This is a genomic window from Streptomyces sp. NPDC001714, from assembly GCF_042892755.1.
Taxonomy (GTDB): domain Bacteria; phylum Actinomycetota; class Actinomycetes; order Streptomycetales; family Streptomycetaceae; genus Streptomyces.
On sequence record NZ_JBIAUL010000009.1, the window covers coordinates 217,625 to 239,797 of the forward strand.

General features: G+C 72.0%; 16 protein-coding genes. 12 read left to right on the forward strand and 4 right to left on the reverse strand.

What is annotated here, in order from left to right; all coding sequences use genetic code 11:
- The first annotated feature begins 221 nt into the window (after nt 1–221).
- The 4 genes from ACFY0P_RS24660 (at nt 222) to ACFY0P_RS24675 (ending at nt 5,082) form a co-directional block, all read left to right on the forward strand.
- On the forward strand, nt 222–1,724 hold the full coding sequence (locus ACFY0P_RS24660) for an acyl-CoA synthetase (RefSeq protein WP_388916845.1): 1,503 nt from the start codon (nt 222–224) through the stop codon (nt 1,722–1,724).
- A 141-nt stretch (nt 1,725–1,865) separates the two neighbouring features.
- Nucleotides 1,866–3,386, forward strand: coding sequence for a fibronectin type III domain-containing protein (locus ACFY0P_RS24665; protein ID WP_388916847.1), 1,521 nt, complete (start codon nt 1,866–1,868; stop codon nt 3,384–3,386).
- Between the two features lie 27 nt (nt 3,387–3,413).
- Nucleotides 3,414–4,172 (forward strand): class I SAM-dependent methyltransferase, encoded by a 759-nt coding sequence (locus ACFY0P_RS24670; RefSeq protein ID WP_388916850.1) that lies wholly within the window; start codon nt 3,414–3,416, stop codon nt 4,170–4,172.
- Nucleotides 4,173–4,245: 73 nt separating this feature from the next.
- Nucleotides 4,246–5,082, forward strand: coding sequence for an alpha/beta fold hydrolase (locus ACFY0P_RS24675; RefSeq protein WP_388916853.1), 837 nt, complete (start codon nt 4,246–4,248; stop codon nt 5,080–5,082).
- Here the strand turns inward: ACFY0P_RS24675 and ACFY0P_RS24680 are convergent.
- The 3 genes from ACFY0P_RS24680 to ACFY0P_RS24690 form a co-directional block, all read right to left on the reverse strand.
- A complete protein-coding gene (locus tag ACFY0P_RS24680; RefSeq protein WP_388916856.1) occupies nt 5,019–6,851 on the reverse strand; it encodes a sulfatase in 1,833 nt (610 codons plus the stop codon). The genes ACFY0P_RS24675 and ACFY0P_RS24680 overlap by 64 nt on opposite strands.
- A gap of 111 nt (nt 6,852–6,962) precedes the next feature.
- Nucleotides 6,963–9,032: a sulfatase gene (locus ACFY0P_RS24685; protein WP_388916859.1), complete on the reverse strand. Its 2,070-nt coding sequence runs from the start codon at nt 9,030–9,032 to the stop codon at nt 6,963–6,965.
- Between the two features lie 165 nt (nt 9,033–9,197).
- Nucleotides 9,198–10,811, reverse strand: a complete 1,614-nt coding sequence (locus tag ACFY0P_RS24690) for an acyl-CoA synthetase (protein WP_388916862.1) — start codon at nt 10,809–10,811, stop codon at nt 9,198–9,200.
- 208 nt (nt 10,812–11,019) lie between these two features.
- On the opposite strand from ACFY0P_RS24690, the gene ACFY0P_RS24695 reads away from it, so the two are divergent.
- The 8 genes from ACFY0P_RS24695 to ACFY0P_RS24730 all read left to right on the forward strand — a co-directional run bounded on the left by ACFY0P_RS24695 (nt 11,020) and on the right by ACFY0P_RS24730 (nt 19,963).
- The gene (locus tag ACFY0P_RS24695) at nt 11,020–11,820 is read left to right on the forward strand and encodes a crotonase/enoyl-CoA hydratase family protein (protein WP_388916865.1); all 801 of its coding nucleotides are present in this window, start codon (nt 11,020–11,022) and stop codon (nt 11,818–11,820) included.
- A 134-nt stretch (nt 11,821–11,954) separates the two neighbouring features.
- Complete coding sequence (locus ACFY0P_RS24700) at nt 11,955–12,896, forward strand: Zn-ribbon domain-containing OB-fold protein (RefSeq protein ID WP_388916866.1); 942 nt, start codon at nt 11,955–11,957, stop codon at nt 12,894–12,896.
- A complete protein-coding gene (locus ACFY0P_RS24705) occupies nt 12,893–13,942 on the forward strand; it encodes a thiolase domain-containing protein (protein WP_388916869.1) in 1,050 nt (349 codons plus the stop codon). The genes ACFY0P_RS24700 and ACFY0P_RS24705 overlap by 4 nt, the downstream gene beginning before the upstream one ends.
- Nucleotides 13,939–15,105, forward strand: a complete 1,167-nt coding sequence (locus ACFY0P_RS24710) for a thiolase domain-containing protein (RefSeq protein ID WP_388916872.1) — start codon at nt 13,939–13,941, stop codon at nt 15,103–15,105. The genes ACFY0P_RS24705 and ACFY0P_RS24710 overlap by 4 nt, the downstream gene beginning before the upstream one ends.
- 83 nt (nt 15,106–15,188) lie before the next feature.
- Nucleotides 15,189–15,431, forward strand: coding sequence for a DUF397 domain-containing protein (locus tag ACFY0P_RS24715; protein ID WP_351960985.1), 243 nt, complete (start codon nt 15,189–15,191; stop codon nt 15,429–15,431).
- A gap of 155 nt (nt 15,432–15,586) precedes the next feature.
- Complete coding sequence (locus ACFY0P_RS24720; protein ID WP_388916875.1) at nt 15,587–16,495, forward strand: universal stress protein; 909 nt, start codon at nt 15,587–15,589, stop codon at nt 16,493–16,495.
- Between the two features lie 131 nt (nt 16,496–16,626).
- On the forward strand, nt 16,627–19,290 hold the full coding sequence (locus ACFY0P_RS24725; protein ID WP_388916878.1) for an ATP-binding protein: 2,664 nt from the start codon (nt 16,627–16,629) through the stop codon (nt 19,288–19,290).
- A 175-nt stretch (nt 19,291–19,465) separates the two neighbouring features.
- Entirely contained in the window at nt 19,466–19,963 is a 498-nt protein-coding gene (locus ACFY0P_RS24730) for a hypothetical protein (protein ID WP_388916881.1), read from the forward strand.
- Nucleotides 19,964–19,969: 6 nt separating this feature from the next.
- Here ACFY0P_RS24730 and ACFY0P_RS24735 read toward each other — a convergent pair whose 3' ends face one another.
- The gene (locus ACFY0P_RS24735) at nt 19,970–21,988 is read right to left on the reverse strand and encodes an N-acetylmuramoyl-L-alanine amidase (protein WP_388916884.1); all 2,019 of its coding nucleotides are present in this window, start codon (nt 21,986–21,988) and stop codon (nt 19,970–19,972) included.
- Nucleotides 21,989–22,173: the final 185 nt, after the last annotated feature.

Sequence of the window (22,173 nt, forward strand, 5' to 3'; positions counted from 1 at the left end):
ACGGGGGCATGCTGAAGCAAAAAGCGAATGGGATGTACGTCTCTTGATGCATGGCGCATCGATGGTGATTCCTTCTTGTCACTTCAGTGCGGTACCGCCCCATCCGGCCGTCCGACCGCGAGCGGTGGGGAAGCGAGGTGGCAGAGCGGACCCCCGGGTTTTCGGTGCCGGCCTTCGCCGTCGCTTGACCTGTCCGGGTTGCGGCCGGAGGATCATGGGTCATGACGCAGGGACAGGGCAGCACGGTGGACGGGGTGCTGCGGCGCAGCGCCCGGCGCACCCCCGCGCGGGTGGCGGTTCGGTACGGCGAGCGGCGGTGGACGTACGAGGAACTCGACGACGCCGTCTCCCGAGCGGCGAGCGTACTGCTCGGCCAGGGCCTCGACCGCGGTGACCGGGTCGGAGCCTACGGACACAACTCCGACGCCTACCTGATCGCCTTCCTCGCCTGCGCCCGCGCCGGCCTGGTCCACGTCCCGGTCAACCAGAACCTGACCGGCGACGACCTCGCCTACATCGTCGGCCAGTCGGGCAGCTCGCTGGTGCTGGCCGACCCGGATCTCACCGACCGGCTCCCGGACGGCGTACGGTCGCTGCCGCTGCGGGACGCCGACGGCTCGCTCCTCGCCCGGCTCGCGGACGCGGCGCCCTACGACGGGCCCGAACCGCGCACCGAGGACCTGGTGCAGCTGCTGTACACCTCGGGGACCACGGCGCTGCCCAAGGGCGCGATGATGACCCACCGGGCGCTGGTGCACGAGTACCTGAGCGCGATCGCCGCCCTCGACCTGAGCGCCGGTGACCGGCCCGCACACGCGCTGCCGCTCTACCACTCCGCCCAGATGCACGTGTTCCTGCTGCCCTACCTCGCGGTGGGCGCGACCAACATCATTCTCGACGGGCCCGACGGCGACACCCTCCTCGACCTCGTCGAGGCCGGGGACGTGGACAGCCTGTTCGCGCCGCCCACCGTGTGGATCGGGCTGTCCAACCGGCCCGACTTCGCCACCCGGGACCTCGGCGGACTGCGCAAGGCCTACTACGGGGCGTCGATCATGCCGGTGCCCGTCCTGGAGCGACTGCGCGAACGGCTGCCGAAACTCGCCCTGTTCAACTGCTTCGGGCAGAGCGAGATCGGACCGCTCGCCACGGTGCTCGCCCCCGAGGAGCACAAGGGGCGGCTGGACTCCTGCGGCCGCACCGTCCTGTTCGTCGAGGCACGCGTGGTCGGAGAGGACGGCGAGGACGTCCCCGACGGCACCCCCGGCGAGATCGTCTACCGCTCACCGCAGCTCTGCGAGGGCTACTGGGACAAGCCCGAGGAGACCGAAGAGGCCTTCCGGGACGGCTGGTTCCACTCCGGCGACCTCGCGGTGCGCGATGCAGACGGCTACTTCACGATCGTCGACCGGGTGAAGGACGTCATCAACTCCGGTGGCGTGCTGGTCGCTTCGCGGCAGGTCGAGGACGCCCTCTACACCCATGAGGCGGTCGCCGAGGCCGCCGTGATCGGCCTGCCCGACGAGCGGTGGATCGAGGCGGTCACCGCGGTCGTCGTAGCGCGCGGGCAGATCGACGAGGCCGGGCTGATCGCCCATGTGAAGGAGAAACTGCCCGCCTTCAAGGCACCCAAGCGGATCCTGTTCGTGGACGCGCTGCCCCGCAACGCCAGCGGAAAGATCCTGAAGCGGGAACTGCGGGAACGGTTCGGCCCTGCCTCCTGAGGATCCCGGGCGGCTCTCGCGAGGCCCCGGGACGTGAGCGTCGGCACAATGCCCGCCCAGGCCCCGAGAAGTCTGGTTCCATACCGTGTGCGGCTTCCGACACCACGTCCGCCGTTCACCGCCGGCGTGCACACAACAGACATGCGCTGCTGCCTCCCCCTCCCCCTCGGCGCGCTCGCGGGCGTCCCCGGCCCCTGCGAGATGCTGCGCTCCGGCTTCCTCCTCGCACCCGCCCTGCTCCGCTCCGGCACCACCCCCCGCGCCCGGCACCCCCGTTCGCTCGTCGCCGTCCACCTGGAACTGGTCACCCTCACCGAGGACCGCGCCGTCATCACCTGGCACACCGCCCTGCCCGGCACCGACGACGGCTCCGGCCGGATGCTGCCCGCCGCCACCGAGGGCGAGGTCGTCTACGGCACCCACCCGGCCCGCCTCAACCGCACCGCCGGCGAGGACCGCCCCACGGCCCACCACCACGTCGAACTCACCGGCCTGGAGCCGGGCCAGACGTACTACTACCAGGCCCGCTCCCGGGGCGTGCCCGCCACCCCCACCGCGCTGCACCTGGTGCGCGGCAACGCGGCCGGCACCTCCCGCCACGGCCTCGGCACGCCCGGCGGCCCCTACTCCTTCACCACTCCGCAACCCCCGCCCGGCCGCCACCTGCTCTCCCTCGCCCTCTGCAACGACCTGCACATCGGCGAGACCGTCGCCGGTCTCGTGGCCGGGGTCCCCTTTCTGCGCGGAGTGGCGCAGCGGACGGGACAGACCCCCTACCCGGAACTCATGAGCCGGGCCGTGGTGGACGAGGCCCGCCGCCGCGGTGCCCAGCTGCTGCTGGCCGCCGGTGACATCTCGGCCGGCGGCGGACCGCGCGACCTGGCGGAGGCCAGACGGATCCTCGACGGCTTCGGCACCCACCGGCGGGACTACTTCGTCGTCCGGGGCAACCACGACCGCGCCGCGGGCCAGGACGACGCCTTCCACCACGTGTTCGGCGTACCGGACGGGCCCGGCTGGTTCGAGCACGACGTGGCCGGACTGCGGATCATCGGCCTCGACACCTACGACAAGCGCGGCAACGGCGGTGACGCGGGCGGCCTCGGCGCCGAGCAGCTCTCCTGGTTCCGGCGCCGGTTGCGGGCCCACCGGGAACAGCCCACCGTCGTCTTCGGCCACCATCCACTGACCGTCCCGGAGGCCCTCTTCCCGGTGAGCCCGGCACAGCGCCTCGGCCGCCGCCAGGCCCGCGCGATGCTCCGGGCCTACGCCTCCGCCCCGGGTGTGTTCCTCCACCATGGGGGCCACACCCACCGCAACAAGCGCACCCATGTGCCGCTCGCCCCGCAGGTGACCCTGCAGGAGGTCGGTGCCGCCAAGGAATACCCCGGCGGCTTCTTCCTGCTGCGGATCCACAGCGGCGGCTACGCGCTCAACTTCTTCCGGGCCCGCGCCGCCGAGGCCCTGGAGTGGAACGAGAGCAGCCGCCGGCAGGCCGGGGGGCTGTGGCCGTACCACGCGCTCGGCCGTACGGTCGCCGACCGCAACAGTGTGGCCGCCCGCGACCTGTCCGGCATCGGCCGCCTCGTGCCGCCGTCCGCCCAGTCCCATTCGTCCCAAGGGATGACGGCCGTCCCCAACCCCCGCCTGGATGTGGCCTAGAGAGGGGCATCTCCGTAGCGTGGGGACATGTCGACCTTGTGGGAACTCATGCGCGATTGCATCCCTGACGACCACGCTCGCCAGGTCACCTCCCGCTACTACCTCGACGAAGCCATGAGCTCGCCGCGGGCACCGGACCGGGTGGTCGACCTCGGCTGCGGGCGAGGCGCGTCGGCCGAGCTCTTCCGCAAGCACGACTCCGACGTCCGCTGGGTGGGGGTCGACATCCGCGATTCGCCGGAGGCCGCCCAGCGCAGGCCCGGGGGCGACAGCGTGGTCTACTTCGACGGCGTCAACCTGCCGTTCCGCTCCGACGCGGTACCGCTCGTCTACTCCCACCAGGTCTTCGAACACGTGGCCCGGCCCAGGGAACTGCTCGCGGAGGTGAGCAGAGTGCTGCGCCCGGGCGGGCTGTTCATCGGCAGCACCTCCCAGTTCGAGCCGTACCACTCCTTCAGCCTGTGGAACTACACGCCGTACGGATTCCGGGTGCTGGTCGAGGAGGCCGGGCTCGCCCTGGAGGAGATCCGGCCCTCCCTCGACGGCGTGACACTGATCATGCGCACCTACCACGGCGGCGCGCGGAAGCAGGAGTACGGCAGATTCTGGCGGACGGAGTCGCCGCTCAACACGGAGATCGATGCCTGGGCCCGCAAGAGCAAGCGGGACACGGCGCTGGTGAACCTCCGCAAGCTCACGTTCTGCGGCCAGTTCGCGTTCCGGGTGAGCAAACCGGCTCCGGGCGTCCGAGGCTCCCGCAGAGCCCCGGCCCGGCTGAACCGGTGAAGCACGACCGACGCGGCCCCGGCCCGTCGAATTCCGTTGCGACGCGCCGCCTCCGTCCCCGAAGATCAGCGCCATGCCCACTTTCACCGCAGCCGACGGGACCCGCCTCGCCTACCACGTCCGAGGGGAGGGCGAACCCCTCGTCGTGCTGCCGGGCGGCCCCATGCGGGCCTCCGGCTACCTGGGGGACCTCGGCGGGCTGACCGCCCATCGGCGGCTGATCCTCCTCGACCTGCGGGGGACCGGCGACTCCGAGGTGCCCGCCGATCAGGCGTCGTACCGCTGCGACCGACTGGTCGACGACGTGGAGCTGTTGCGCGCCCACATGGGGCTCGACCACATGGACCTCCTGGCACACTCCGCCGGCGGGAGCCTGGCCATCCTGTACGCGGCGGCCCATCCGCAGCGGGTGCGGCGGCTCGCACTGATCACCGGCAACCCCTCGGCCCTGGGTCTGGGCGCCACCCCCGAGGACCGGCTGGCGGCGGCCCGGCTGCGGGCTGGGGAGCCCTGGTTCGAGGAGGCGTTCCCCGCGCTGGAGGCGTGGCTGACGGGCACCGGGGAGTTCGACGAGGTGTTCCTGCCCTTCTTCCACGGCCGCTGGGACGACGCCGCCCGGGCTCATGTCGCGGCCACCGAGAAGCAGAGCAACTTCGAGGCGGGCGAACGCTACTTCGCCGAGGGCGCCTTCACCCCGGACGCCACCCGGACCGCCCTGCGCGCCCTCTCCGCCCCCGTCCTGGTGTACGCCGGGGAACTCGACGGCGGACCCAGCCCCGCCCTGGCCCGGCGCGTCGCCGAGGCCTTCCCGGCCGCCGAGGTCGCGGTGCAGCCCGGCGCCGCTCACTACCCCTGGCTCGACGACCCCGCGTGGTTCGTCCGCCGTACCGTCGCCTTCCTTGACGCCTGAGCCGCACTCGGGTCCTGCGGCCCGAACGCCGTCAGGAAGCGGTCGCGGAACTTGTCCATCGCCCAGATCGGCGCGTCGGCGGCGGGCTTGAGGCCCGGTGTCCAGCCCCAGCCGGAGACCCGGTCCAGGACCGCGGGGTCGTGGGCGACGATCGTGACGGGGACGTCCCGGCGCGGGCTGCCCGCGACGACCTCCGGGCGGGGCTGGTGGTCGCCGAGGAAGACCAGGACCGTGTTCCGGTGGGCGTGGCGCCGCATGAACCCGAACAGGCTGCGCAGCGAGTACTCGATCGAGACCCGGTACTCGGTGCGCACCCGCTCCGTGTCCTTCCAGACCTCCGCCGGGTCCTTGCCCGCCTTCCGGATCGGCCAGAAGACCGAGCCGTCGCCGAGGTCCTTCCAGTCGACCATGCGGGGGAGAGGCGCCCAGGGCTGGTGGCTGGAGGCGAGGACGATCTCCGCCATCACCGGGCGGCGGTTCTTCCTCCCGTACTCCAGGCGGTCGAAGGCCTCCAGCGTGAACTGGTCGGGGACGGGCGTCCAGCTGAAGTACGGGCCGCGGTAGCCCAGGTGCGTGGCGTCGTAGGAGCGGTCGAGGCCGAAGAACCGGGCCTCCGGCCAGGCCTTGCGGACGCCCGGGACGACGCCGACCGTGCGCCACGCGCCCGTCCTGCGGAAGTACCCGTTGAGGGTCGTCCGGTCGCCCGAGACGAGATTGCGGTAACGCTGCTGGTTGTCGATCCACAGCCCGGACAACAGCGTGGCGTGGCACATCCAGCTGCCCGCCCCGAGCACCGGGGACCGCAGCCAGCCGCTGCGCGCCGCGAAACCGGCCGCATCGAGAGCGGCGGCGCCTTCCTGGAGGACCGCACCGACCTGCCGCGCCATCGCCGGGTCCTCGATCGCCGTACGGCCGTAACTCTCGACGAACGTGAACAGCACGTCCTTGCCGCGCAGCCCCGTCAGCAGCCGGTCCGGCGGAGTGTTCTCGAACGCGTCGACGGCGGCCTGCGCGGTGAAGACCCGCGCGTCCGCCAGACCGGCGCGGACCGCCCGCACACGGTCGTCCACCAGCTGGGCGTCGAGCGTCGAGGCGACGGGCGCGCCGCCCGCCTGAAGGCCGAAGGTGGCACAGGTGACCCAGGCAACGGCCAGGACCAGGGTGGTACGACCCGCGGACGGGCGCCGGCGTGCCATCCGCTCGGCGACCCGCACCAGGGCGAGGACGGTCACGGCCGGCACGGTCGCCACGAGGAGCAGGGCCCCGGCGATCGCGAGCACCTCACTGGTCCGGCCGAAGGACTCCCGTACGTAGTCCGCCGCGTCGTCCAGCAGGATCCAGTCGAGCACCAGGTCGAACGGCCGTTGCAACGCCGAGTAGAAGCCCATGTCCAGGCACTTCACCAGGGTCAGCAACCCCAGCCCCGCGCCCGCCAGCGCCGCGGTGACGCGCCGCGCCCGCCCGGGCAGCACCAGCAGCGCGGCCGAGAGGACGATCCCCTCGGCCGGGAGGCGCAGGAACGCCCTCGGCCTCAGCTGGTCCAGCTGGTTCGGCAGCAGGAGCGCGGTCAGGAGCAGGGCGGCGGCCAGGAACGTCGTCCCCGCCGTGACGGTCCTGGCGACACCCGGATGTCTCCGCAGCCGGCCGCCGTCACCCCGCGCCCCGGTCGACGCGCCTTCGGTGTCCGGCAACTGAGCAGGCGTGGGGTGCGGCACCGGAGGTCCTTCCGCGCGACCGTCGTGACACTGTGTGCGTGATCGACGCCACATCGTATGCGGTGGGTGTGACCCCGAACCGTCCCGCGCCGGCCCGGCGTGCCGCCCAGGCGTTCCTGCCGGACACCTGACCTGCCGGAGACCTGCCGGACACCTGAGACGAACTCAGCCCTGCGGTCCGAACGCCTTCATGAAGCGGTCCCGGAACTGGTTCATGGGCCACTCCGGTGCGTTGTCCGCGGGCTTCAGCCCGTCCGTCCAGCCCCACCCGGAGACCCGCTCCAGGACCTTCGGGTCGCGGGCGACGATGGTGATCGGCACGTCCCTGCTGGTGTTGCCGCCGCCCGTGACCGTCGGGACGGGCTGGTGGTCGCCGAGGAAGACGAGGACGGTGTTGTCGTCGCCGTAGCGCTGGACCCACTGGGTCAGGCTGTCGACGGAGTACTGGATCGCCTTGCGGTACTCGGTGCGCACGCGCTGCGCGCTCTTCCAGACCTCCGTGGGGTTGGTGCCCTCCTCCTTGATCTTGTAGAAGATCTTGCCGTTGCCGAGGTCCTTCCAGTCGATGATGTGAGCGATGGGGGACCAGGGGTTGTGGCTGGAGGCCAGGATGATCTCCGCCATGATCGGGTCGCGGTTCTTCTTCCCGTGCTCCAGCTTCTGGAAGGCCTCCAGGCTGAACTGGTCCGGCACCGGCGTCCAGCTGAAGTACGGGCCCTGGTAACCGAGGTGCGTGGAGTCGTAGATGTGGTCGAGGCCGAAGTACTTGCCCTCGGGCCAGGCCGCGCGCACGCCCGGCACGATACCGACCGTGCGCCAGGCGCCGGTCTTCTGGAAGTAGCTGGTGAGGGTCGCACGGTCACTGGTCGTCAGGGTCCGGTACCGCTGCTGGTTCTTGACCCACAGGCCGGACAGGAACGTCGAGTGGGCGAGCCAGCTGCCGGCGCCCGTGACGGGTGACCTGAGCCAGCCGCTCTGCGCCGCGAACCCGGCCGCCTTGAGCCGGGCGTCTCCCTCCTTCAGCGTCGCGTCCATCTCCGGCGCCATCGCCGGATCGTCGATCGCCACCCGGCCGTAGCTCTCGATGAAGGTGAACAGCACGTCCTTGCCCCGGAGTCCGGTCAGCAGCTGGTCGGACGGAGTGTTCGCGTAGGAGTCGACGACGAGCTGCTTCTTGAAGACGTCGGCGTCCCCCAGCCCCTCGCGCACGTACTTCACGCGGTTGGCCAGGAACTGGCTGTAGCCCTTGGTGGCGAACGGGACCCCGGTGAACTGCACGCTCAGCGTGAAGCAGGTGATCCACACCACGCCCAGAACGAGCGTGGTGCGTACCGCCACGGCCCGGTGGCGGGCCATCACGTTCGCCAGCCGCAGCATCGCGAGGGCGCTGAGCACGAGCACGGCGACGATCAGGACGATCACACCGATCACCGCGAGAACCTCGCCCGTGTGACCGAACGAGTCCTTCACCCAGTCCGCCGCGTCGGTCAGCAGAACCCAGTCGAAGACCAGGTCGAACGGCCGGGCCAGGGTCTGGTAGAAGCCCATGTCGAGGCACTTCAGGACGGTGGACAGGCCGATCAGCGCGCCCGAGCCGACGGCCGCGATCCGCCGTCCCCTCGACGGCAGTGCGAGCAGGACGATCGCCAGGAAGAGCGCTTCGACGGGGAGGCGGAGGAAGTTCTGGAGAGCGAGCCGGTCGAGGCGGTCGGGCACGAGTATCGCCACGAGCACGAACACGGCGGCCAGGACGCTCGTGCCCACGCGTACGAAGGCCGCGGCACGGGGGTGCAGCCGACGCCGCCGGAACCAGCCGGTACGGGCGGAGCCGACGGCCGGGGCGGCCTCGGTGGTGGTTCCGGTCCGCTCGGCCGGGGCGGCCTCGGCGGCCTCGGTGGTGGTTCCGGTCTGCTCGGCCGGGGCGGGCTCGGCGGCCTCGGATCCGGTGCGGTCGTCGACGGCGGGCGAGTCGGCGGCCGCCTCGGCCGCCTCGGCCCGCTCGCCGTCACCGGTCGCTTCGGTCCGCTCGCCGCCACCCGTCGCCTCGGCCTGGGCCGCTGCCCGGGGTTCGGGTTCGGGCTCGGCCGCCGGTTCGTCGTCCGTCGGGCGTGTGTCCGTCTCGGCGCTCGGCTCGGGGCCGGCTGCCGGTGCGGGTGATGCCTCCTCCAGCTGGTCTGTGGCAGGCGCGTCCGCGTCCGTGTCCAGTTGCTGGCGAGGGGGCGTGAGGTGCGACACCCGTACGTCCTTCCGTGCGAAGCCCCGTGATGGCATGGCGGACCCGGCCCGCAGGCCACGACCGCCAACCTCGCGTACGGCTGCGCGTAACCCCACGTTCAACCGCCCGGGTCAACCGCGCGCAAAGAGTACGCCCTGCTTGTGTCCCTGCCCGCACGGGTGTCGTCAGTGGTCCGCCGCGACCGCCACCTCCCGCGCCCACCGGTAGTCGGCCTTCCCGCTCGGCGAGCGCTGTATCGCCTCCGCGATCACCAACTGGCGCGGGATCTTGTAGCCCGCGAGATGGGTGCGGCAGTACGACTGGACGTCCTCCAGGGAGGGTCGCGGCGCCCCCTCGCGCAACTGCACCACGGCGGCCACGTGGCTGCCCCACTTCGCGTCCGGCACTCCGGCCACCAGTGCGTCGTACACGTCCGGATGCGACTTGAGGGCCTGTTCGACCTCCTCCGGGTACACCTTCTCGCCCCCGGTGTTGATGCACTGCGAGCCCCGGCCGAGCACGGTGACGACACCGTCCCCGTCGACCGTCGCCATGTCACCGAGGAGCACCCAGCGCCGCCCGTCCTTCTCGAAGAACGTCTCGGCGGTTTTCACCGGGTCGTTGTAGTAGCCGAGCGGGACGTGCCCGCTCTGCGCGACCCGGCCGATCTCGCCCACCGCCACCGGCTCGTAAGTGGCCGGATCGACCACCTGGGTACGGGAGTTCACGCGGACCCGGAACTTGCTGCCCGCCCCCGAGTCGTTCGTCGCCGTGCCGTTGAAGCCGGACTCGGAGGACCCGAAGTTGTTCAACAGCATGGTGTTCGGCAGCAGTTCGGTGAACTGCTTGCGCACCGTCTCGGAGAGGATCGCACCGGAGGAGGAGACGCTGAACAGGGCGGAGCAGTCGGTGCCCTTCAGCGGCCCGTTGAGGGCGTCGATCAGCGGGCGCAGCATCGCGTCGCCGACCAGCGACATGCTGGTGACCCTCTCCTTCTCGACGGTCCGCAGCACCTCCTCGGGTACGAACTTGCGGTGGATCACCACCCGTTGCCCGAAGTTGAAGCCGATGAAGCTGGTGAGCGTGGACGTGCCGTGCATCAGCGGGGGAGTGGGGAAGAAGGTGATCCCGCTGCCGCCCGCCGCGACTCGTTCGGCCAGTTCCTCCGGTCGCTTCACCGGCTCACCGGTTGGCGCCCCACCGCCCAACCCCGCGAAGAACAGGTCTTCCTGACGCCACATCACGCCCTTGGGCATGCCGGTGGTGCCACCGGTGTAGATGATGAACTGGTCGTCCGCCGACCGTGCGGGAAACCCCCGCCCGGGCGACCCGGCGGCCTCGGCCTCCGTGAAGGCGAGGGCCTTGAGCCCCGCGTCCACCGGCTCACCCACCCGCACCAGGTGCCGCAGCCTCGGCGTCCGGGGCAGGGCCGCCGCCACCCGGTCGTCGAACTCCGCGTCGAAGACCAGCGCGACCAGATCCGCGTCCCGGTAGAGGTACACCAACTCCTCTTCCACATACCGGTAGTTGACGTTGACCGGTACGACCCGTGCCTTCAGGCAGCCGAGCACCGTCTGCAGGTACTCGACGCCGTTGTAGAGGTGCAGGCCGAGATGCTCGCCGGGCCTGATCCCGCTGCCGATCAGATGGTGACCGATGCGGTTGGCGGCGGCGTCCAGCTCCGCGTAGGTCAGCCGGCGCTCCGCACCCGTGCCGGGGTGGTCGACGTACACGAGTGCCTCGCGGTCGGCGGCCACGTCGACGACCGACTCGAACAGATCGGCAAGGTTGTACTCCACCGCTCCTCCTGATCCCGGCAACCGTGACGAAGAAAGGCGCACCTGTCCGTTCGCCGGTCATCAGAGCAAAGGGCGCGGCAAGTGTGAAGGGTTCACGCGAAGAAATCTGACTGCCTGTCAGAAAACCCTTGAAGTGCCTCCCCTGCTACTGCAACCTGTTCTCGTTCTGGTGGAGGGGGGACGATCCCTTCCAGAGGGGAGACGGTCCATGGGTGGGACGGAACACCTCACCGTGCGGCGCGAGGGCGCCACACTCGTACTCACGCTCAACAGGCCCGAGGCGAAGAACGCGCTCTCGATCTCCATGCTCGTCGGCCTGTACGACGGCTGGATCGAGGCCGACGAGGACGACGACGTCCGCTCGGTCGTGCTCACGGGGGCGGGGGGCGCCTTCTGCGCCGGGATGGACCTCAAGGCGCTGGCCGGGCAGGACATGGCGGGCGAGCACCTGCGGGACCGGCTGAAGGCCGACCCCGACCTGCACTGGAAGGCGATGCTCCGCCATCATCGCCCGCGCAAACCCGTGATCGCCGCCGTCGAGGGCCACTGTGTCGCGGGCGGCACCGAGATCCTCCAGGGCACCGACATCCGGGTGGCGGGCGAGTCCGCGACGTTCGGACTCTTCGAGGTCCGGCGGGGGCTCTTTCCGATCGGTGGCTCCACGGTGCGGCTCCAGCGGCAGATTCCGCGCACGCACGCTCTGGAGATGCTGCTCACCGGGCGGCCGTACAGCGCACGGGAGGCGGTGGAGATCGGGCTCGTCGGGCATGTCGTGCCGGACGGCTCGGCGCTCGAGAAGGCGCTGGAGATCGCCGAACAGATCAACGCGTGCGGGCCGTTGGCGGTCGAGGCGGTCAAGGCGTCGGTGTACGAGACCGCGGAGATGACGGAGGCGGACGGGCTGGCCGCCGAACTCAAGCGGGGGTGGCCGATCTTCGATACGGCCGATGCGAAGGAAGGGGCGCGTGCGTTCGCGGAGAAGCGGACGCCTGTTTACAAGCGCGAGTGATGCCTGGGGTGCGTCTGAGGCTGCGGGCCGAGTGTGGCTGGTCGCGCCCACGCGGCGGAGCCGCATATGTCCATGTCCCGCGCCCCTGAAAGACGGGGTGTCACCCGCACCGACCTGAAGGAGGCAAGCCCCTCATGCCTGAAGTTCTCAAAGCTCCCCTCGTCGTCGAGTTTCCGTTCACCCGCTCCCTCGGCCCCGTGCAGAGCGCGTTTCTCACCGGGCTGCGTGAACGCGTCGTCCTCGGGGTGAAGACCGGCGACGGCCGCACCCTCGTCCCGCCCGTCGAGTACGACCCCGTCACCGCCGAGGAGATCCGTGACCTCGTCGAGGTCGCCCCCACCGGTACGGTCACCACCTGGGCCTGGAACCACGAGCCCCGCCGCGGCCAGCCCCTCGGCACCCCCTTCGCCTGGGTTCTGGTCCGGCTCGACGGAGCCGACACCGCCCTGCTGCACGCCCTCGACGCACCGGGACCGGACGCCGTGCACACCGGTATGCGGGTCCGGATCCGCTGGGCGGCGGAGCGGTCGGGGGCCATCACCGACATCGCCTGCTTCGAGCCGTACGACGGTGAACCGGCCGATGTGACAGGGCACAGCGGCGAGTTCGAGGACGCCATCCACGGCATCGTCGCCCACGCCCGCCTCGACTACACCTACTCGCCCGGCCGTGCCCAGTCCGCCTACATCGACGCGCTGTCGTCCCGGCGGACCTTCGGCGAGCGCTGTCCCTCCTGCCGGAAGGTGTACGTCCCGCCGAGGGGCGCGTGCCCCACATGTGGCGTGGCCACATCGGAACAGGTCGAAGTGGGTCCCGGTGGCACGGTCACCACCTTCTGCATCGTCAACATCAAGGCGAAGAACCTCGACATCGAGGTGCCGTACGTCTATGCCCACATCGCCCTCGACGGCGCCGGGCTCGCCCTGCACGGCCGGATCGGCGGGATCCCCTACGACCAGGTGCGAATGGGGCTCAGGGTCGAACCGGTGTGGACCGAGGGGGCCCGCTTCCCCGACCACTACCGGCCCACCGGCGAACCCGACGCGGACTACGAGACGTACAAGGAGCTGCTGTGACGCGTGACATAGCACTGGTCGCCTTCGCGCAGACCGACCACCGCCGCACCAGCGAAGAGCTCTCCGAGGTCGAGATGCTCATGCCGGTGCTGCACGACGTGCTCGGGCAGACCGGCCTGAAGACCGCTGACATCGGCTTCACCTGCTCCGGCTCCAGCGACTACCTGGCCGGCCGCGCCTTCTCCTTCACCCTCGCCCTCGACGGCGTCGGCGCCTGGCCGCCCATCTCCGAGTCGCACGTCGAGATGGACGGCGCCTGGGCCCTGTACGAGGCCTGGACCAAGCTGCTCACCGGGGACGCGGACACCGCGCTCGTCTACTCCTACGGCAAGTCCTCACCCGGCTCCGTGCGCGACGTCCTGACCCGCCAGCTCGACCCCTACTACGTGGCCCCCCTCTGGCCGGACTCCGTCGCCCTCGCCGCCCTCCAGGCCCAGGCCCTCGTCGACGCGGGCGAGACCGACGAGCCCGCGCTGGCCGCCTTCGGCGCCCGGAGCAGGGCGGATGCGGAAGCCAACTCCCATGCACAGCTGAGGGGTTCGGTGCCGCAGGGGGACTACGTCGTACGGCCGCTGCGCACCGGCGACTGCCCGCCGATCGGCGACGGCGCCGCCGCCGTGATCCTCGCGGCGGGGGAGCGGGCCCGGGAGCTGTGCGCCCGGCCCGCCTGGATCCGGGGCATCGACCACCGCATCGAGGCGCACGGCCTGGGCGTCCGTGACCTGACCGACTCGCCGTCCGCACGGCTCGCCGCCGAGCGGGCCGGGGCCTTCGAACGACCCGTGGACACCGCCGAGCTGCACGCGCCGTTCAGCTCGCAGGAAGTCGTGCTGCGCAAGGCGCTGCGGCTCGGCGACGACGTGCGCGTGAACCCGTCCGGCGGGGCCCTCGCCGCCAACCCGATCATGGCCGCCGGGCTCATCCGCATCGGCGAGGCCGCCGCCCGTATCCACCGCGGCGAGTCCGACCGGGCCCTCGCCCACGCCACCTCCGGGCCCTGCCTGCAGCAGAACCTGGTCGCCGTACTCGAAGGGGATCCGCGATGAGCAAGGAGCCCGTGGCCGTCACAGGGATCGGCCAGACCAAGCACGTGGCGGCGCGGCGGGACGTCTCGATCGCCGGGCTCGTCCGCGAGGCCGCGCGACGCGCCCTCGACGACGCCGAGTTGGACTGGGCCGACATCGACGCCGTCGTCATCGGCAAGGCGCCCGACTTCTTCGAGGGCGTGATGATGCCGGAGCTGTACCTGGCGGACGCGCTGGGGGCGGTCGGCAAACCCATGTTGCGGGTCCACACGGCGGGGTCGGTGGGCGGCTCGACCGCACTGGTCGCGGCCAACCTCGTCGCCGCCCGGGTCCACTCCACCGTGCTGACCCTCGCCTTCGAAAAGCAGTCCGAGTCCAACGCCATGTGGGGGCTGTCCCTGCCGATCCCCTTCCAGCAGCCCCTGCTGGCGGGTGCCGGCGGCTTCTTCGCGCCCCACGTACGGGCCTACATGCGGCGCAGCGGCGCCCCGGACACCGTCGGCTCGCTGGTCGCCTACAAGGACCGGCGCAACGCGCTCAAGAACCCCTACGCCCACCTCCACGAGCACGACATCACCCTGGAGAAGGTCCAGGCGTCCCCCATGTTGTGGGACCCCATCCGCTACTCGGAGACCTGCCCGTCGTCCGACGGCGCCTGCGCGATGGTCCTCACCGACCGGGCCGGAGCCACCCGTTCCGGCAAGCCGCCGGCCTGGATGCTCGGCGGGGCCATGCGCAGCGAACCCACCCTGTTCGCCGGCAAGGACGCGGTGTCGCCGCAGGCCGGGAAGGACTGCGCCGCCGACGTCTACCGGCAGGCGGGGATCGCCGACCCGCGCCGGGACATCGACGCCGTCGAGATGTACGTGCCGTTCTCCTGGTACGAGCCCATGTGGCTGGAGAACCTCGGTTTCGCCGAGGAGGGCGAGGGCTGGAAACTCACCGAATCGGGGGTCACCGAACTCGACGGTGACCTCCCCGTCAACATGTCGGGCGGCGTCCTGTCCACCAATCCGATCGGTGCCTCCGGGATGATCAGGTTCGCCGAAGCCGCCCTCCAGGTGCGCGGCCAGGCCGGAGAACACCAGGTGGACGGCGCCCGGAAGGTGCTCGGGCACGCCTACGGCGGCGGCTCCCAGTTCTTCTCCATGTGGCTGGTCGGCGCCGCGGCCCCGGACAACTGAAAGGACCCGTTCACGTGGCCTGTTGAGTGCCGGAACCGAAAGCTAGGCTGGCCGCGGACGACGAATTCGGGAGGAGCACGGACGTGGCCGAGAGCACCATCCAGCAGCAGCCGGTACTGGGCTGGGAGAAGCCGGAGCTGGACCTCAGCGGAGCCGATTGGCAGTCCAGCAGCCGGGGCCTGGGGGATGTCCAGATCGCCTTTGTCGAGGGATTCATCGCGATGCGCAACAGCGGCAGCCCCCAGAGCCCTTCCCTGATCTTCACCCCCGCCGAATGGGGGGCTTTCGTGTCAGGGGCCCGGGAGGGCGAGTTCGACCTCACCTGAGCGCCTCCCCCGGCTCCGCCGCTGTGGCAGAGAGGTGAACCCGGGGGTGTTCCGCAAGGATTTCCGGACACGTGACCAGCAGCGCCCTTCCGGGGCCGACGCCTGAGACAGGCTGGCCCCGGACGGGGAAGGTCGTATTCCGGAGGTGAGGAACCATGAGCGCTGCGCCGGTCATCGCCGCGGCGGACGGTTCGGACGACAGCCTGCGCGCCCTGGACTGGGCCGTGCAGGCGGCCCGGCAGCGGGACGCGCCGCTGCGGGTGGTGCACGTCCGCCAGTACGCGGCCTGGGGGCAGCCCGACGTCCTGGTCGCCGGGGAGCCGGACGAGGCAGGCGACCCCGTGCTCGACGAGGTCCGCGACCGGCTGCGCGCCGGTGCCGTGGGGCTGACCGTCGAGTACGTCGCCATGGAAGGCGTTCCGAGCGCTTTGCTGCCCGAACTGGGCGCCGACGCCCAGTTGTTGGTGCTCGGCTCCCGGGGGCGCGGCGGCTTCGCCGGCCTGCTGCTCGGCTCCAACGGCATGGCCGCCGCCCGCGACGCCGAATGCCCGGTGGTCGTCGTGCCCCGGCCCGGGCGTGCAGTGGGGGAGCACGAGGAGCTGCCCGCCGAGCCCGGACCCCGGGTCGTCGTCGGCCTGGACGTGGACAGCCCCGACGACGCCACCCTCGCCTTCGCCTTCGCGGAGGCCGACCGGCGGGGCGCCCGGCTCCAGGTGATCGCCGCCTACCCGTGGCCGGTGGAGAGCTGGTTCGCGGCCGGGGAACTCGTCCCGCCGGCCGTCGACCAGGACGAGGTCGAGCAGGAGACCCGCACCCTCGCCGAGGGCTTCCTCGCCCCGCACCTCAAGGACCGCCCGAACCTGCGCGCCGACGTCCTGGCGCTGCCCGGGGACGCGGCCGGCCTGCTGGTCGCCGCCTCGAAGGACGCCGCGCTGGTCGTCGTCGGCCGCCACCGCCGACGACTGCTCGCCCCGGCCCGCATGATGGGCTCCGTCACCCACGCCGTGCTGTTGCACGCGGCCGCCCCGATCGCGGTGGTCCCGCCGTCACCTCCGCAGGAGTGATGTCAAGTGCCTTCGCCCAGTTACCGTCAGTAGGGAGCGGATCACCGTCGTGAAGCGTACGCTGAGCTGCCTGCAAGCCACGGTGCGCGCCCGCCCCCCGCGCTCGCGTACCACCGTGGCGGGGGGTGGTCATGGGACAGCGGGTCCTGCGGAACCGACGGACGCTCTACGAGCGTGACGGTGAACTCGCAGCCGTCGACGAGGCGTTGGCCGAGCTCACCGGCCTGGACGCGGACGGCGCGGCACCGGGCGACCGGCCGCTCGGCGCGCTGCTCGCCTTCGCCGGCCGGGCCGGCATCGGCAAGACCACCCTGCTCGCCGAGGTCCGGCGCCGCGCCGCCGCCCAGGGCTGCACCGTGCTCTCCGCACGCGGTGGCGACCAGGAACAGCGCGTCGCCTTCCACGTGGCCCGCCAGCTCCTGCAACCCCGCCTCGCCGGCGCACCGGAGGCCGAACTCCGCGCCTCACTGGGCAGTTGGTACGACATCGTCGGCCCCGCCCTGGGCCTGTGCGCCCCGACCGAGGGCGCCCCGCCCGACCAGCAGGGCCTGCGCGACGGCCTCGACTGGGTCCTCACCCACCTCGCCGTGCGCCAGGCACCGATGGTCCTCGTCCTCGACGACGCCCACTGGGCCGATCCCGAATCCCTCGGCTGGCTCGCCGCGTTCGCACCGCGGGCCGAGCAACTCCCGCTGCTCGTCGTCGTCGCGTACCGACCCGACGAACTCCCCGAGCACGCCGACGCGTTCCGGGGTCTGCCCGGCCGGGCAGGCGGCCGCCCGCACGGCCTCGAACCGCTCAGCGCCGACGCCGTCGCCGGCCTGGTCCGCGAGAGTCTCGGCGACCACGCCGACGACGCCTTCTGCCACGAGTGCTGGGCCGTCACCGCGGGCAACCCCTTCGAGGCCGTCGAGCTGACCGCCAAGGTCTCCGACCGGGGCCTCGACCCCACCGAGGCCGGAGCACCCCTGCTGCGCGACCTCGCCGCAGCCGTCAAGGGCAGCGGGCTGATCGCCCGCCTCGAACGCCTGGGCCCCTCCGCCGTCCGGTTCGCCTGGGCCTGTGCCGTCCTCGGCACCGAGATCCATCCGGCGCTCGCCGCCGCCGTCGCGGGCCTCGGCCACGAGGAGGCCGCCGACGCCGCCGACGCCCTGCGCGACGCCCGTGTCCTCACCGGCGCCGGGACCCTGGAGTTCGTCCACCCGCTGATCGCCACCGCCGTCTACCGGGCCATCCCGCCCGCCACCCGGGTCGCCCTGCACGGTCAGGCCGCCTGGTGCGTGACCGACGACGGCCAGGGCGCCACCGCCGCCGCCCGCCACCTCCTGGAGACCCACCCCGAGGGCGACACCTGGGTCGTACGGCAACTGCGCGCCGCCGCCGGGGAGACGCTCCGGGCCGGTGCCCCCGACACGGCCCGCGGCTACCTCGCCCGCGCCCTGCGCGAACCCCCGCCCGCCAAGGAGCGCGCCGCCGTCCTCTACGAACTGGGCAGCGCCTCCCTGCTCACCGAACCCGCCACCACCGTCAACCACCTGCGCGCGGCCCTCCAGGAGCCCATCGCCGAACCCGCCCTGCGCCAGCACATCGTCTACCGCCTCTCCCAGGTCCTCGCCCACAGCGACCGCCTCGCCGAGGCCTCCGAGACCCTCGCCCGCGAGATCCACGTCACCGGCGACGCCCGGGTACGGCTCCGGATGCTCTCCGAACAGTTCATGTGGGACGCCTTCCGCGCCGACGAACCCGACCACCCCTCCCGCTCCCGCCGCCTGACCCGGCTCGCCGACCGCCTGCACGGCCGCGACCTCACCGAGCGGTACGTCATCGGCCTGCGCACCTGGGACGCCATCCAGCGCGGCGAACCCGCCGAGGTCGCCCTCCACCACGCCGAACGCGCCCTCGCCGGCGGCCTCGGCTGGGCCGAACCCGACCGCGGCTTCGAGGTCCCGGTCCTGGTCTCCCTCGCGTTCATGTACGCCGACCGGCCGGACCGCACGGAGGAACTCTTCGCCGACGGGATCGCCGACTACGAACGCCAGGGCTGGCGCGGCGCCCACCTCTCCTTCGCCTACACCCTCCTCGGCTACGTCCGCTACCGGCGCGGCCGCCTCGCCGAGGCCGAGGACCTCGCCCGCTCGGGCCTGCGCCTCGCCGAGCGCGTCGGCCCCGGCACCCCGGCCCACTGGTACGCCCTCGGCATCCTGATCCAGACCCTGCTGGCCCGCGGCCGCACCGAGGAGGCCACCCGGCTCGCCGAGGACCACGCCTTCCGGGAGCCCTTCCCGGCGGCCGTGGTCTTCCCCGACGCCCAGACGGTCTACGGCGAACTGCTCCTCGCCCGCGGCCTCACGAAGGACGCGGCGGCCGAGCTCTCCGCGGCCGGCCGCCGCCTCGAACCACGCGGCATCCGCAACCCCTCGTGGTGCCCCTGGCAGCTCCATCTGGCCCGCGCCGAAGCCCACGACGCCCCGGAACGCGCCCTCGCCACGGCCCTGGACGCGGTGACCCGCGCCCGCCGCTTCGGCGCCCCGTCCGCGATCGGCCAGGCCCTGCGCACGGCGGCGGAGGTCTCGTCGGGCGAGGCCCGCCTGGGATACCTGCGCGAGTCGGTGGCGTACCTCGACCGCTCCCCGGCCGCCTACGAGCTCGCCTGCGCCCTGGTGACCCTCGGCACGGAACTCCACGACACCGGCCACCTCCGAAGGGGCCTCGAAACGGCCCAGCAGTGCGGAGCGGACGGCTTGGCAGCCGCCGCCCAAGCCGAACTGACGGCGACGGAAAGGGCGACTTTGTAGCAGGCGTCGGCAACGGCATCCCCGGGGCGTGGCAGGCGTCGGCAACGGCATCCCCGGGGCGTGGCGGGCGTCGGCAACGGCATACCCGGGACGGCGGCGGCTTCGCAGCGGCCGCCGCACCCCGCACCCCGCACTTGTCCCCGCCCCACCACCCCGGCCCCGTACCATGGACCGCATGTCGTTCCTCCGTCGCCGCAGCGCCACTCCCGCCGGCCCCGACTTCGACGTTCTGGCCATGGACCCGGGTGACTGGCCCGGCAACCTCGGTGCCGGGCTGCTGCCCGCCCCCGACGGCACCTGCCAGGGCGTCTTCCTGCGCTACGACCTCTTCGGCGGCCGCGGCCCAGCGATGATCATCGGCAACCTCCCCGAGGGCTCCCCGGCCCGCGAGGTGGAGGACGGCGAGATCCCCTTCGAGGTCGGCCAGCTCCTCCTCGCACTGGAGAACGACGAGGACGTCACCGTCGTCGGCACCGAGGACATGCCGGTGCTCCAGGGCGACAACCTGCTGATCGTGCGGCGGCTCAAGCTCTCCGAGAGCCGGATCTCCTGCGTCCAGTTCGACCGCAGCGACGGCGTCCTCGTGACCATCGCCGCCTGGGACCGCCCGATCACCGACGACCTGTACGCCCTGCTGAAGCCGCTCCCGGCGGAGCTTTTCCAGCAGGGCTGAGGCCGGCTACTTCCCGTGGCCGTGGTGCCGTCCGGCCTTCGCCGCCGGCACCACGTCCACGTCGGCCGCGCGGACGAACTCGATCCGGTGGCCGTACTGGATCTCGTAGTACAGGTCCTTGCCGACCACGACCCTGTGCGAGTCGGTGGTGAAGGTGACGGCGTAGTAGTACTCGCCCGGCACCTCGTCACCGGCCACGTACTTCTGGCCCGCCGGGATCGTGTACGGCAGCGGGGAGATCGACTGGGCCGGTACCCCGGAGGGGTACGCGGACGCCTCCGGGTAGGCACGGCCGTACACCGGGATGCTGGTCAGGCCCGCCTTCGGCGTGATCACCACCCCGGTTGCGCTCACCGCCGTCGGGGCGCTCGCCGGGTTCTTGAACCAGGCCTTCTGCCCGAGGTACCAGATCGCCGTCCAGTCCCCCCAGGTGTCCGCCACCGTGTACTGCTGGCCGGTGGAGGCGCGTGAGGAGAGGTCGTTCACGTCGGTCGTCGGCGTCGTGCCCATGCCGACGTCCTTGATCAGGGCCGAGTTCTCGTCGTGGTCGGAGTACAGCCGTACCTCGCCGGACCCGTGCGCGGCGCAGGGCTGGCCCTTGGTGACGCAGCCGGTGTACGTCGGCTGGTTCGTGGCGTAGTCCGGCAGGATCGTGACCACCCCGCCCGTCACCACCCGGTGCTTCTTGCCCGCCCTGGGCTTGAAGGGGTGGTCCAGCAGTTCGAAGTAGTGCCGCCAGTCCCAGTAGGGGCCGGGGTCGGTGTGCATCCCGGGGATCGAGGACGTGGTCGGGCCGGGCACGGTGTCGTGGCCCAGGATGTGCTGCCGGTCCAGCGGGACGCCGTACTGCTCGGAGAGGTACTTCACCAGCCGGGCCGAGGAGCGGTACATCGCCTCCGTGTACCAGGCGTCCGGCGAGGCGAGGAAGCCCTCGTGCTCGATGCCGATCGACTTCGCGTTGATGTACCAGTTGCCCGCGTGCCAGGCCACGTCCTTCGCCTTGACGTGCTGGGCGATCAGACCGTCGGTGGAGCGGATGGTGTAGTTCCAGGACACATAGGTCGGGTCCTGGACCAGCTTGATGGTGGTGTCCCAGGAGCCCTCGGTGTCATGGACGACGATGTACCTGATGCTCTGCGAGGCCGGCCGGTCGCCGAGGTCGTGGTTGCCGTAGTCGTTGTCCCCGAACTGCGCGTAGGGCGCCGGGATCCACTCGCACGACACCGTTGTCGGGCACTCCGTGTCGTCGTCCGCCGCCGTCGCGCGCAGGCCGGTCAGCTCCAGCTGCGCGGTGTCGGCCCGCAGCCCCGGCTGGGCGGCGAGGGCGACGAACTGTCCGGCGTCGGTGGTGCGCTCCTCGCCCGTGTGCAGGACGTCGAACACGTCGTTCGCGTACGCCGCCGCGGTCGCCGTGTCGTCGGCGCCGGAGAAGCGGGCGATCGCGCCGTACCAGTGCGCCGGATCGGCGCCGAGCGGCTGGTGCAGGTCCCGCTGGGCCGCCGCGAGCAGGGCGGCGCCGCCGGCCACGTTGGCCGCCGCGTCGGTGCGCAGTCGCTCGGCCGGGATCCCGGTCAGCGCGGCGGCCTTGGTCAGGGTCTTGAGGCGGGCCGGGAGCGCGGAGTTCCGCGGGACCTGCACGCTGGGACGGAGGGCCGGGCGGGCGCTGTCGCCGCGGGGGTCCTCGGTGCCGTCGGCGAAGTGCTCGGCGGCCGTCGCCAGCGCGGTGTGCGCGTCGGTGAGGTGCATCGGGCCGTAGCCGCCGGTCACGCTGGGCGCGCCGTCGTGCGTGTCCCAGCGGGACTGGAGGTAGGAGACCGCGAGCAGCACGCTCTGCGGCACGTGGTACTCGGTGGCGGCGGACGCGAACGCCCGCTGGAGCAGTCCGGCGGACGACTCGCTCGTGTCCGGGGGCGGTGCCGCGCCCAGCAGTGGCAGCAGCAGGGCCGTGGCGGCGACGGCCCCGGCCGTCCGGCGCGTGCGTCTGCCACTGCGCGGGGGTGCGGATTCGATGACGGATCCTCGCAATGCAGCCTCCTGGGGCGATGGGGCGCGACGGGGCGTGCGGGGCTGAGCGTGGCTCAGTGGTACCGGCTTGCCGACGATCCGTCAATCATGCCCAGAGAGGCCCGAATTCCCATGTCATGCGATGATCGTGGGAGTTTCGCGGTGGTGGCCCGCAGGCCTGCGGGGCGTCAGTGGCTTACACCAAT